This window comes from Methylobacterium sp. FW306-05-D (assembly GCF_058782155.1).
In genome coordinates this window covers 1-12,131 of sequence record NZ_JBYSXL010000011.1, presented here as the reverse complement: position 1 = coordinate 12,131, position 12,131 = coordinate 1, and the positions used below count along the sequence as shown (strand labels likewise).

Genomic DNA, 12,131 nt, shown 5'->3' with positions numbered 1-12,131 from the left:
TGCCCGTCAGGCGGCCCACCGCGCCGAGAGCACCTCGGCCTGTTGGATCACGGTCTGCACAGCTATGTCCTGGAGGTCGGGCGGATAGCCGTATTTACGTAGGATGCGCTTCACGAGCACACGGAGGCGGGCGCGGGCGGATTCTCGATGCACCCAATCGACCGATAGGCTACCGCGAACCTGCACGAGAAGCTCGTGAGCGATCACCCGTAGGTTCACGTCACCCATAGCTTGAACGGCGCTCTCGTTCTCTGCCAACGCGTCGTAGAAGGCGATCTCGTCGGGCGAGAGGCCCTGCTCCTCGCCCCGCTGTTGTGAGGCGCGGATTTCGCGGGCAAGGGCGATCAGTTCCTGGAGCACCTCGGCGGTCGTCAGCGCGTTCGAGTGGTAACGGGCGATGGCGGCGTCCAAACGCTCAGAGAAAGCGCGGGTCTCGACGACGTTCGTGCGGCTGCGAGATCGCACCTCGCCCGCGATTAGCTTCCTGAGCGCTTCCAGCGCGAGATTTGGCCGGTTCATCGTCTGGACCTCAGCCAGGAACTCGTCGGACAGGATCGAGATGTCCGGCGTGGTGATTCCGGCGGCCTTAAGGATGTCCACGATCTCGGTCGAGACCACCGAGCGGCTGACGATCTGCTGCACCGCGAGGTCTCGGTCAGCCGAGGACACTCCGCTACCGGGTGCCGACTTCATCAAAGCGGCCCTGACCGCCTGGAAAAAGCCGACCTCGTCCCGAATGTCGCGAGCGAAGTCCGAGGCCGACGCGAGGTTGAACGCCTTCGTCAGCGCGACCACAGCATCGTCGAAGCGGCGAAGCGCCTTCTTCTTGCCCTCCTCCGAGGTCTCCTCGGCTGCCGCCTTCTGCTGAAGGTCGAGCACCCACTCGATGGCGGACGCCATCATGGCGAGGCGTTCGCCGGCCGAGCCGTGGAGGGCCGAGGCGTAGTCGAAGCGATGGAAGATGGCCCGCACGATCTCGACCTTTTCCCGGAGCACGGCCTCGGCCGCGCCTGGCTCCATCTCGACTTCCTTGCGGTCGCCAGGGGAGTAGACGCTGAGGGCACTTTTCAAGTTCTGAGCGATGCCGATGTAATCGACGATGAGCCCGGCTTCCTTGTTGCGGAAGACGCGGTTCACCCGCGCGATGGCCTGCATCAAGCCATGCCCCTGCATCGGCTTGTCGATGTACATCGTATGCATGCAGGGCGCGTCGAAACCCGTCAGCCACATGTCCCGCACTATCACGAGCCTCAGGGCATCGGTCGGGTCCTTAGCGCGCTTCGCGATCAGGTCGCGGCGTGCTCGATTGCCGATATGCGGCTGCCAAATGGGCGGATCGCTCGCGGCCCCGGTCATGACCACCTTCAAGGCCCCTTGCGTGTCGTCTTTGCTGTGCCAGTCGGGGCGTAGCTTCACGATGGCATCGTAGAGAGCCACGCAGATGCGCCGGCTCATACACACGATCATGGCCTTGCCGCCCAGCGCGGCGGAGCGATCCTCGAAGTGCTGGACCAAATCCGCCGCGACCATGTCGAGCCGCTTGCCTGTGCCAACCAGGGCCTCGACCGTAGCCCATTTCCGCTTGAGCCGCTCTTGCTCGCTGCTCGCCTCGTCCTCAGTCAGCGCCTCGATCTCAGCGTCGAGCTTCGGCTTTTCGTCCGCGTTAAGTTCGATCCGGGCGAGTCGGCTCTCGTAGAAGATCGGGACGGTCGCACCGTCCTCAACGGCCCGGCTGATGTCGTAGACATCGATGTAGTCGCCAAAAACCGCCCGAGTGTTCACGTCCTCTTTCTCGATGGGCGTTCCGGTGAAGCCGATAAAAGAGGCGTTCGGCAGTGCGTCATGAAGGTACTTGGCGAAGCCGTAGGAGAGCGCACCGCTCTTCGCATCCACTCTGGCTCCGAAGCCGTACTGGCTGCGGTGGGCCTCGTCGGCGATGACCACGACGTTGCGGCGTTCAGTCAGGAGCGGGAAGCTCGTCTCACCTTTCTCGGGCGCGAACTTCTGCATGGTCGTGAAGATCACACCGCCGGCCTCGACTGCGAGCTTGGCCTTGAGGTCGTCGCGGTCGGCGGCTTGAACAGGCACCTGCCGGATCAGGTCCACGCAGGACGCGAAAGTGCCCATAAGCTGATCGTCAAGGTCATTGCGGTCGGTGATCACGACGATGGTCGGATTCGCCATCGCCGAGTGCTTGACGATTTGGCCGGCATAAAAAGCCATGAGCAGGCTCTTGCCCGAACCCTGTGTGTGCCAGACGACGCCGATCTTGCGGTCGCCGTTCTTAGCCGAAGCGATGACGGTTTCTCGCACGGCCTTTTGGACGGCGTGAAACTGGTGGTAGCCGGCCAGGACCTTCGCGATCTCGATGCCGTCGCGGAACACGACGAAGTCCTTCAAGAGGGCCAGGAACCGCTTCTTGTCGAACACGCCCTCGATCAGCGTCTGAAGCTCCGGCTGCCCCTTCGGCGCGATCTCGATGCCGTCAGTGGTGCGCCAGGGCATGAATCGCTCGGCATCCGCCGTGAGCGAGCCGATCCGCGCCGTCAGCCCGTCCGAGGTCACAAGGACCGCGTTGGTTCGAAAGAGGGTGCTGATCTGGGCCTTGTAGGTTTGAAGCTGGTTGTAGGCTCCAGCAAGGCTCGCAGTGCCGCTACCGGGGTTCTTCAACTCGACCACGCCGAGCGGTAGGCCGTTCACGAAAACAATGGTGTCCGGCCGCCTGTTCGCTCCGCCTTCGACCACGGTGAACTGGTTGGTGACGAGCCAGTCGTTTCCTTCGGGATCATCGAGGTCGAGCAGTCGGACGTGCCCACCCCGGATCGATCCGTCAGACCCTTCGAACTCGATCGGAACGCCCTCGATCAGCAGCTTGTGAATGCGCCGGTTCTCAGTGACGAGCGTCGGCGTCTCCGTTTGGAGCATCTTCGAGATCGCATCGTTTCGAGCTGCCTCCGGGATGCCGGGGTTTAGGCGGGCGACGGCGGCGCTCAGTCTCGGACGAAGGAGGGCCTCACCGTAGCTCGCCCGCTCCGGCGCAGCCCCGTCTGGCCCGATCTCGGCATCGGTCGCATAGGCGTAGCCGAGATCGCGAAGCTGCTCGATGAGTGCCTGTTCGACCACCGCTTCGGTTAGGAACGCCATAGGGAAACCTCCTCGACGCTCACGACTGCTGCGGCGGCCGACTCCATCAGGCGACCTCTTCCACCAACTTCACTGCGTTTCTGACGCGAAGCTCTCCGGACATCAGCTTAGGGAGAATTAGTTTGCCAAGAGCGGCCAAGGTGCGAGCCTCGGCTTCGTTCTCAGCGATCTTGTCGTTCAAAGATATAATTATATCGATTAGACTACCTCGAATATCTTCGGGGGGTACTGCAAAACAGATGCTCTCGATAACATCCGTAGGCAGCTTGCCAGTTCCGTGGCCGGATGACTCCACCTTTGAATACAGCCAATTACTCCTTTCGAGGAGGCCGTAAAGGAGGTGAACTCCGTCCAGTCGCTTTGGAATGACTGCTTTGACATCCTGATTGAACGCCACCTCCCTACGGGCTTGAGAAATGCGCACGCCGTCGTGAAGGCCCATGCCGCGCACCATCACCAACACCGAGCCGCTCGAAGCCAGACGTGTTCCGCGCCCGACGGCTGTCTCGGTAACCCGATCCTCTGCATCGAAGACGTGGATGCCTGTCATGGCTTTCGGACTGATCCACGGGATCGATCCACCCCAGAACTCCGGCTCGGCCTTAGAAGGAGTTCCTCCAGAGGAGAGATTGGCGGCCTCAGCCAATGCAAGCTGGACCCAGCCTGTCGGCAGCCCATCCTCACCGAACCGATCCGGAAAAAGCGCCGCTATCTCAGGCGCAAGGCCGGGCGGATCGCGGCCTTCCATCTTGGCGCGCACCGGCCCAAAATCGACAAACCAATCCTTGAAGATCATCCGCGCCATCCCTTCCAGGGTCTCGTTCATGCGCCGATTGAGGTCGATCTTGTCCTCAAGAATGCCAAGAAGGTCTCCGATTTTTCTCTGCTCCTGTATCGCCAAAGCAGGAACGCGGAAGTTCTCGATCATTCCTTTAGTCAGAGCGTTCCGCGTAGCGCCTGCCGCCGACATTCCAAGCATATGAGATTGCATAGGAGGCGAGATTAGATAGAAACGCAGAAATCTCGGATCGATCTTGGTTGGATCAGGTCTAATTATTGCGACGTGCTGATTGACCCTAGCTGGAATGACATGACTCGGCACTTGGCACACGCGAGCAACACTGTCTCCCGTGATGTTCAGCAAGACGTCACCGACAAAAACAGTAACTCCGTTGAGCGCATCGGCCTGCTCGGCAGAAATGAACGCAAGTCCGACGCGCTCAAATCCTTCATTCCTTATATTTTGACTTCTAATAAGAGCAAATGGCCCGGCGGAAGAATACGTACTTTTTCCGCCGCGCGGTGTCGCGCCGCTTCCAATTTTGAGGCAGCAATCCCCAAGCCGAAGTCCTGTGTTCATATGATCTGCGCAAGCCGTGTTTGAATGGCGGAGGTTAGTCGCGCTGACTCCTCGAAATGCCCCTCCAGGTCTGCCTGTAACGTTAGTATTCTTTGCTCAAACGGCGTTTCGTCGCCCTCGATATCAGCCGCGCCTACATAGCGCCCAGGCGTCAGCACAAAGCTTTGGCTTTCAATCTCGGTAAGCTTCGCAGCTCTTGAGAAACCCGGCACGTCAGCGTAGTCGTCTGCCTCCCGCTTGCCTCGCCATGCGTGATAGGCGTTTGTGATCGTGGCGATGTCGCCTTCGGTAAACTCCTTCCGGGTTCGGTCCACCATGCGTCCGAGCTTGCGAGCGTCGATGAACAGGACCTCGCCCCGCCGGTCGCGCATGCCATTGCCGGGGTTCTTGTTGCGGGCGAAGAACCACAGACAAGCCGGTATCGGTGTCGAGTAAAATAGCTGCCCCGGCAACGTGACCATGCAATCTACCATGTCGGCGCGAATGAGTTCGTGCCGCATGTCTCCCTCCCCGGACTGGTTCGACGACATCGAGCCATTGGCGAGCACAACGCCTGCCGTCCCAGCAGGCGCGAGATGGTGGACGATGTGCTGGAGCCAGCCGAAGTTGGCGTTACCAGCCGGCGGCACGCCAAACTTCCAGCGCGCATCCTCTCGCAGGCGCTCGCCGCCCCAATCGCTGTCGTTGAATGGCGGATTGGCCAAGATGTAGTCGAAGCGGAGGTCTTTGAGTTCGTCTTTGTGAAACGAGCCTTCGTTGTTCCAGCGGATGTCCGCGTCGATGCCGCGCACGGCCAAGTTCATCTTGGCGAGCCGCCACGTCGTGTAGTTCGACTCCTGGCCATAGATGGCAATGTCACCGAGCCGGCCGCCGTGGCTCTCTACGAAGCGCTCCGACTGAACAAACATACCGCCCGAGCCGCAGCATGGGTCGTAGATACGGCCGGTGAAGGGCTCCAGCATCTCGACCATCAGGCGCACGACGGATCGAGGCGTGTAGAACTCGCCCCCCCGCTTGCCCTCTGCTCCCGCGAACTGGCCGAGGAAGTACTCGTAGACGCGGCCGAGCATGTCGAGCGACTCGCCGCTCTCGCGGCCCATGGCGATGTTGGAGAATAGATCGATCAACTCGCCCAGCATGATTGTGTTGAGAGAGGGCCGGGCATAGTCCTTTGGCAGGACGCCTTTGAGCGATGGGTTCTCGGCTTCGATAGCTCGCATCGCATCGTCGATCATCGTCCCGATGCTCGGTTGCTTCGCATTCGCCTTCAGGTGCGACCAACGGGCATCCTTCGGCACCCAAAAGATGCGTTCGGCGACGTACTCATCCTTGTCCTCGGCCGCCGCTGCATCCTCCCCGAGGAGCGCAGCATGCTTCGCCTCGAAGGCATCGGAGATGTGCTTGAGGAAGACAAGCCCGAGCGCGACGTGCTTGTAGTCTGAGGGCTCCATGTTGCCGCGCAGTTTGTCGGCGGCTTTAAACATTTCGGCCTCGAAACCGAGGTTGCCTCCGTTCCCGACGGCCTTCTTCGCCGGGATGGTGTCGCTTCCCGCAATCTTCCTCGGTCGTCCGCGCTGCGCCACCGCTTCAACCCTCACATGCTCTTCGTACCAAGCAGAGCTGTATCAGCTTGCCGCCTGCTCCTGAAGCACGCGATAGACCTGCATCCGCGAGCAGCCGACCGCACGAGCGATGGCGGCTGGGCCAATGCCCTCGGCGTGCAGGGCTCGAACGCGCTCGCGGTCGAGCCGGCGAGCACCGCCAGTGTAGACGCCCTCAGCCTTCGCCCGCTCAATGCCCTCACGCTGCCGCTCCTTGATGAAGCGTCTCTCCATCTGCGCCACCATGCCGAGAACGGTCAGCACGACGTGGCCCATTTCGCCCCGTGTCGAAACATGCGGGTCGAGCACGGTGACGAAGGCCCCACGCTGCTCGGCCTCGTGGATCAGGTTGAGCACATCGCGCGTGTCGCGCCCGAGACGGTCGAGGCGGGTGACGACCAGTTCATCGCCTGGGCGTAGAAACTCGATGACGGTGGCGAGTTCGGCCCGGCCGTGGCGCGAGCCCCCAGAGACTTTCTCTGAGCGAACGATGCCGCAGCCTTCGGCTTTGAGGCGAGCGAGTTGGGTGTCGAGATCTTGGTCGAGGGTGCTGACGCGGGCGTAACCGATGCGGGCCATGGGGTGTCACCTCAAGGTGTTAGGCCCAAGGTCAGTACCGTAACGTCAAATAGCCCCGTCAACCCCGATGTGACGCTAGCCGGCCTCGAAGAGTTACGTCACGCAGGGGTATACCTTGGAGTTACGCCTGCTACGTGGAAACACAAAAATGCCGTTCCATTAAAATCGTTATTCAGCATCCCGTATGTTCAAAAGTCCCTCCGCAATCGCCGAGGTCAACAGCTTACTCGGCCCTCTCGCTTTTTCACCAATAAACTCTACACGATATTTCGCCCGACTTACCGCGACATAAAGGCGATTATGGGAAGCATAGCTCAGAAAATTCTTGCTGCTTTCATTGAGATCGTCTGCCGCCGGAGGAACTCGGCCTCCATCGATTCCGACAAGAACCACTGCAAAGAACTCTAGACCACCAACGTAGTCAGCATGACCGATAATCATCTGCCCCGACGCACTTGCTGATTTTACTGCCAATGAATCTCCACGCTTGCGTAGAACTAAATGCGCTTTGTTTTTTTCATGCGCAAAGCTAGAAAGTTTATCGAGTATTTTCTCATCCAACGTGACAATCAATATTTCGCTGCGCTTACATCCGAGATCTTTTTGTAGCTGCTCAGCCCGCTCGAACGCGACATCGATCATCGCTGATTCGTTTGGCACGCTAAGAAATACTGGTGCTTCAGACAACCTTTCCTCAGCGTCAGTGAAACCCGAAGCGGTATGATCGAGCGGGTTGTCAAAATTCGTGAACAGCGTTGCACCTGACGACACGATTGAAAAGGCGAGATTAACAATATCAGGCGACGACCGAAATACTGTATTTATACGCTCACCTTCATTTGAGGATTCATCGCCCTCCTGCGCCGTAAGGCCGAGCGTAATATCGTGGGTAGTCCAGCCTCTATCTCCAACCGCCTGAGAACGGTCGACCGAATAAGCTATAGCGTAAGGACCCGAAACTTTAGTAAAGAAATGGAATATGCTCAACTCATTAATGTTGAACAAGTGAGTTTCATCTATAAAAATAGCATCATATCCATCTCGGACACGACGCCTGCGCCAGATTGGGGTGTCTAATTGACCTATAGCGGAAATGACCACGTCATCAGTATCGAATTGCCCCACGGCACCCAGTCTCTTTTGATATGCCCTAAAAACAGTATATACGAAGCCCTTGTCCGAATTACTTGATATAGGAACTCCATATTTTAAAGGCGGAAGCTTCTTGTAAACATCAAGATTTTCCGCAGCGCGACCTTTAATAACGACGCTTATTTCATGCTGAAGCATTTCTGCAAGCTTCCACTTATCGTCTGCGCGCATGAAGCTTGCAAATTTTTCCGATAGAAACCTCTCATGTGATGGAAAATCTACTTCCATGACCTCAGTTATAGACTCCATAATATAGAGTAACTGAAGCCCTTTCGACTCCATCGCATCACGATCAATAAACTCGGACGCACTGATCGATTGCCGCAATTCCTCCGCGCATAATTCAGACAGAGTACAAACCTTCAGGGTTTGCGAACTCGAATTTCTGTCTGCACTAACATAGATTTGCCCACCCATCACATTGAGGACATCAAGTATGGATCGCTTAGTGGCATCGCTATGGGTAACAAATACAAGATTGAGATTCTGATCCTCCTGTTCTGCAGCTTTCAACGAATAAATAGACTTGAGCATCAAGCACAAGGTTTTCCCTGTTCCTGCCGCCCCTTCAATTCGATATGGGACGCCAAGCGGCGCCTCCACAAATCTACGCTGCTGAGTCGTCATCAAGGGTAGCCAGTCGCTATAGGCCTTGAATAGCGAATTGGTACTTTTCCCATCCACGTCAGCAAGTGTTGATACATTTAGCTGATTACCAGCCTCAACATTACCTGTGCTAGAAATTTTCTTTATAGTCAGCTTTCCGCTTGTTTCCGTGATGAGTTCATAAGCTTTCCGGAAATTTGTAAGGCCAGCAATTTCCTTCGCTGCATCCCCCCCCTCATGTCCAGCTTTGTAAGCAAGAATAAAATTCCCTTTATGCCCACGCTTAGCAAGCCGTTCACCCCATGGATCTTTCTCAAGAGTTATCCTGAAAGGAGCCGGTTGATACCCTTTACGGACAAAAAGAACGGCCTTGGAAGTACCAGAGAATACCCTTTCCGAAAATGTCAACGTAAAACCTTGCCACAGTTTCTTCGAGAAACGTATCAACTTCTGAAATGCGAATAGTGTATCGGATCTATTCATTCCACTGAATATTTCAGATTGCTCACAATCTATGATAAGGTACTTCGACGTAGGACTTTCACCCCCTCTAATCATAAATATTCCATCGTTATTTGAAACAGCATTAATCCTTGCTGCAATCTCAGTTTCATGTTTTTCGCCCATAAGACAGCATGCGAGATTAGCCCCGGCTTCGTACTCGGTTGATTGCAAAAATCGATTGCTTACGAACTCGTCAATCGCTTGCAAGTCTAATACGATGTATTTCATTTTTCTTCCAATCAACGTGGCTGTCTTATTACAATATTATTTGCATAATCTTCATCTAAGTCTTCAATGCCAATTCTCCCAAACAGGTTGGAAAAAACCTGCATGAAATGTTCTAGTTGAGGGGATGGAACCTCACCTAACGGCATCGCAAACGTTTCGTGCTTAAAATTCAAAAGCTGCGTTAAATGTGGAAGATCTTGGAATAATTGATCATCTTTATCTATCCCCTCTGATATTTTTTTTGCTAGCACGCGAGGGATATTTGCGACCTCACGGAGAAGGGCAACGAATCCGTCCTTACTCCCTCCCTCTGTTACCTGCTCAAAAAAATAGTATCCACTAAGCTTATGATAAACCAGCTCCTTCAAAACCGCTCTTGATAAACTCGCGTTTTCAATGTATAGTTTCTTTATATGCTCTGTAGAGCTTATTTCAAAATCTTCTAAGAACACGATTTTTGAAACAATCTCAGCGAACTTTGGAAGGCCCTTTTTTATTTTTGGAACAGCAGACTCTGCCATAAAAATATTCATCAATATATCATGTGGGGTTTGAGAATTTAACAAGCTGATAGCTACGTCGACGGCTGTCATTGAGGAGTGCAGACGAGACTCGGTATCGCTTATTGCTCTTGTTTTGAGAATTTCCGCGCCATCACATTGGAGCCAATCATCTAATGTCACGATTGGTATATAGTTCAAGACTGGAAATTTTTCTTGAACTATGTCACACCTTGCAGTAAGTACAATGCCGTATACAGCAGAATTCTCGTACCTCAGAGCTCTTGCGCATGAGAAAATGGATCCCTGATCGATCGAACCCAGGCGAGGCTTGAGTATATTCATTTTATTATAATATGCGCCTTTTGAGGTACTAAAACCTATCATTATGATCGCCGTTTGAAAAGCGGCCGTGCATACCATAATTGCTCTTGCGTGAGCTTCAATTCATTTCCCAGCACTACCCTCCGCAACCGATTTTTTTAATTGATGCACAACTCGTCGCCCAGCTCTTAGGAGTGCTCAATACAATTTTTGGCACTCGTCGTGGAACGAGTCCGTAAACAAATACCGTTGGGGGGCGATATGGATGTCGACGCGCGGTTCGTAGCAGAAGGTGAAGCGGCGAAAGCAGGTCGGTCGCGTCAGGGTGAGCTTCCTGACCCAGCAGTGCCGACCCAAGCGCTCACATCAGTCGATTCCGCAGCGCGCGATGCGAGGCAGGATCTCGCATGCCCGGCATTCCCGACGACGGCGGTTGTAGTGCTTATCTGCAATTCGGAGGCGCGAAAGCCGTTATCGCGTCCCGCAGCAGGTGCAGGGGCATCAGCACGAGAGCGCCGAAGTGGTTGACCTCTATCTCCCTGCGCTGCCGCTGGTCGCGGGCCTTGGCCGTAAGGCGCAGAAGGTCAGAATTCCTGCACAGGAACCGGCCGGCCTGATCTAGGACTTGGTGCGCCATCAGGAAGTTGCCGAGTTCATCCGCGATGGTGAAGTGGCAGCGCGGTTTGCCTCCGCTGCTTGGCAAGGATAACTCCTTCGAACCGCTTCGCATCGGTAACGACGCCGCCCTCGAACTATGCAGTCTCGGCGTCCTCGACCCTCAGGATGCCGACGCGCGCGCACAGCTCATGGATTGGCACGGACGCCGAAAGGTTTGGCTCGGCTTGTAGGATGCGTTTGACGAGCGCCTCTGGCGAGCTCGCGTCCACAAGGTCCTTCCTGCTGATCAGCATCCGCGCAGCCCTTCTTATCGCGAAGTCGATCCATTAGACCCCCACGCACTCGCGATCCCAGGTACGGGTATACAAGCTACGTCTCTTGCGAGCGTTGCGAGGTCAAAATGACGGTATCGAGCGGCTTCACCGTGTGTTCTATGTCCCTGAATGGCATCGGCACGGCTGTCAGGAATGCCGACCCTTGAAGCGGTGCTTTTCCACCAGTGCCGTAGCGCATGGCTCGGTGCTTTGCGTCGATTGTCGAAGCCGGGCTGTTTGCGAATCCAACCAGCAAGGTGATTGACGGTGCCCTTCGAGGCATGGCGCTCGCCATGTCCCGTGCTTCGGCCGTAGAACAATGGCCCACGCCTTTTTTCTCGAACAAAGTCTAGGAAACCTGCCTCAACAAGCGCCGGGTGCAGTGGTACGACCCGCTCTGAACCGGCATTCTTGAATGTGCCGCCGTCCTCAGCGGGTCGCAGCTCCATCGCGAGGATACCATCGATTTCGCGCACGCGCTCGGCCCAGAGTTGTGCGAGTTCGCCCGCTCTCGCACCGGAGCACGTTGCCAGCAGGGGTATCCAACGCCGAGCTACATGCTCCTGTTTGGCAGCAAGTGCCAAAAGTGTCGCGACCTCCGTGTCTTCGTAGGGCAGCATACTTGTGCCGGCTATGCGCTTAACTTTCACACCAATTCCCGCCGCTACGTTCTGCGAAATCAGACCGCTGCGTACGCCGTGGGCTAGGAGGGCGTGGATGCATGCGAGGTAGGTGCCGTTGATGTTGCTGGCCGAACGGCCTTGTGCAATCAGCTTGTCTTTCCAAGTCGTGATGTCTTCGACCGTCAGCCGAGCAGCAGGCTGGTCATCGACGTGGAGGCGTAGGGACACAAGAACGGGCTTCCATGTTGCCAGCGTAGCAGGGGACGGCCTTGTCTCCCTCTGCCAATGCTCGAATATGCTGAGGAGGGTGATGCCTGACGCTGGGGCTCCGGTTGCAATCGCTGGGAACCGAGCAGCTTTTGGGTCTGGTGTATAGTCGCCCTGCGCGGCTCGCTTCATTGCCCAGCCCGCATCGAGCGCGGCCTCGGCGACCTGTTGCAGTAGCTTAAGACGGCTGCTTGGTGTCACTTCGAGCCCATGACGCGTTAGCACCCAAGAGGCTAGGGTCTGTCATCGCTTGAGCCAATCGAGGGCCGCGGCAAGACAGAGGACGCCCATGAAGCTGACGGTCGTCTTCT

Annotated in this window: 7 protein-coding genes; all 7 read right to left on the bottom strand. The window is 56.3% G+C overall.

From position 1 onward, the window contains the following. Positions 1–6 precede the first annotated feature (6 nt). Positions 7–3,144 (bottom strand): type I restriction endonuclease subunit R, encoded by a 3,138-nt coding sequence (locus AC3WLN_RS06385; RefSeq protein WP_492480220.1) that lies wholly within the window; start codon positions 3,142–3,144, stop codon positions 7–9. A 46-nt stretch (positions 3,145–3,190) separates the two neighbouring features. Continuing rightward, complete coding sequence (locus AC3WLN_RS06380) at positions 3,191–4,504, bottom strand: restriction endonuclease subunit S (RefSeq protein ID WP_492480219.1); 1,314 nt, start codon at positions 4,502–4,504, stop codon at positions 3,191–3,193. Further along, positions 4,501–6,102, bottom strand: coding sequence for a type I restriction-modification system subunit M (locus tag AC3WLN_RS06375; RefSeq protein ID WP_492480218.1), 1,602 nt, complete (start codon positions 6,100–6,102; stop codon positions 4,501–4,503). Before AC3WLN_RS06375 ends, AC3WLN_RS06380 begins: the two co-directional genes overlap by 4 nt. A gap of 27 nt (positions 6,103–6,129) precedes the next feature. After that, entirely contained in the window at positions 6,130–6,684 is a 555-nt protein-coding gene (locus AC3WLN_RS06370; RefSeq protein WP_492480217.1) for a recombinase family protein, read from the bottom strand. A 168-nt stretch (positions 6,685–6,852) separates the two neighbouring features. Next, positions 6,853–9,174: a UvrD-helicase domain-containing protein gene (locus tag AC3WLN_RS06365; RefSeq protein ID WP_492480216.1), complete on the bottom strand. Its 2,322-nt coding sequence runs from the start codon at positions 9,172–9,174 to the stop codon at positions 6,853–6,855. 11 nt (positions 9,175–9,185) lie between these two features. After that, on the bottom strand, positions 9,186–9,875 hold the full coding sequence (locus tag AC3WLN_RS06360; RefSeq protein ID WP_492480215.1) for a hypothetical protein: 690 nt from the start codon (positions 9,873–9,875) through the stop codon (positions 9,186–9,188). Positions 9,876–10,923: 1,048 nt separating this feature from the next. Continuing rightward, entirely contained in the window at positions 10,924–11,781 is an 858-nt protein-coding gene (locus AC3WLN_RS06355) for a site-specific integrase (protein ID WP_492480214.1), read from the bottom strand. Between the last annotated feature and the right edge of the window lie 350 nt (positions 11,782–12,131).

Coding starts and splice junctions, on each gene's coding strand:
- AC3WLN_RS06370 (WP_492480217.1), bottom strand. CDS start 6,684: ATGGCCCGCATCGGTTACGCCCGCGTCAGCACCCTCGACCAAGATCTC.
- AC3WLN_RS06380 (WP_492480219.1), bottom strand. CDS start 4,504: ATGAACACAGGACTTCGGCTTGGGGATTGCTGCCTCAAAATTGGAAGC.
- AC3WLN_RS06385 (WP_492480220.1), bottom strand. CDS start 3,144: ATGGCGTTCCTAACCGAAGCGGTGGTCGAACAGGCACTCATCGAGCAG.
- AC3WLN_RS06365 (WP_492480216.1), bottom strand. CDS start 9,174: ATGAAATACATCGTATTAGACTTGCAAGCGATTGACGAGTTCGTAAGC.